Annotated in this window: 1 protein-coding gene; it reads left to right on the top strand. The window is 78.6% G+C overall.

Going from position 1 to position 1,144, the window contains the following annotated elements; translation table 11 throughout:
- The coding region (locus AB0J52_RS41660) for an AAA family ATPase (RefSeq protein ID WP_500188809.1) at nt 1-1,144 on the top strand (1,144 nt) is incomplete at both ends.

The following is a 1,144-nucleotide window of genomic DNA, read 5'->3' as shown; positions in this document are numbered from 1 at the left end:
GCCGAACGGGCGGCGACCGAGGCGCTCGCGGTCGTGGAACCGGTCGTCCCCGGCCGGAGCCGGCGCGGCGCCGACATCGTCGGGATGTCCGGCCTGCTCGCCGAGGCGCGCGAGCACCTGGACCGGCGCGGCGGGACGGTCGTGCTGACCGGTCCGCCCGGCATCGGCAAGTCGACGCTCCTGGAACGGCTCGCGGGCGAGCACGCCGGGCACACCGTGCTGCGCTGCGCGCCCGCCGAGTCCGAGAGCCAGCTGCCGTTCCTCGGCCTGATCGACCTGCTGTCCACGACCGGCGACGACGTCCTGGACCTGCTGCCCGGGCACCAGCGGGCCGTCCTGCGGTCGGCGCTGCTGCGCGGCGGGGACCCGCCGCCCGAGCGCGGCCCGCTGCCGCTGCGGCTCGCCGTCCTCGACCTGTTCCGGGTGCTGTGCGCGCGGTCGCCGGTGCTGCTGGTGATCGACGACGCGCAGTGGCTGGACGGCCCGAGCGCCGAGCTGCTGGCGTTCGTGGCGCGCCGCGCGGCCGGGCTGCCGCTGCGCGCGCTGGTGGCCGTCCGGGTCGATCCGCGCGGCCGGTACGACGCGAGCTTCTGCCCGGGGCCGGTGCACGCGCTGAACGTTCCGGGCCTGACCGTGACCGAGGTGTCGCAGCTGCTCGGCGACCGGTGGCCGCGCCCGGTCGCGGTGCGCGTCCACGAGGTCAGCGGCGGGAACCCGTTCTTCGCGCTGGAGCTCGGCCGCGCGCTCGCCGAGTCGCCGCCGGACTCGGCGGACGACACGCTGCCGCTCCCGGACAGCCTGCGCGACCTGATGCTCGACCGGCTCGGTACGCTGTCCGCCGGAGCCCGCCGGACGCTGCTGACCGCGAGCGCGGCGGCCCGCCCGACGCTGCGGCTGCTGCGCGCGGCGGGCCGGGACGCCGCGGACGAGGACGTCGCGGCGGCCGTCCGGGACCGGATCGTGGAGATCGGGCCGGGCGAGGTCGTCCGGTTCACCCATCCGCTGCTCGCCGCCGTCGTGTACGCCGAGGCCGAGCCGGGGGAGCGGCACGCCGCGCACGCCGCGCTCGCCGCGGCGGTCACCGACCCGGTCGAGCGGGCCCGGCACCGCGCGCTCATCGCCCCCGGCCCGGACGCCGAGCTGG

This window comes from Spirillospora sp. NPDC049652 (genome assembly GCF_040675125.1).
Classification (GTDB): Bacteria; Actinomycetota; Actinomycetes; order Streptosporangiales; family Streptosporangiaceae; genus Spirillospora.
Note: the sequence above shows the minus strand (reverse complement) of the source record. Positions and strands in the feature narration are given on the sequence as shown.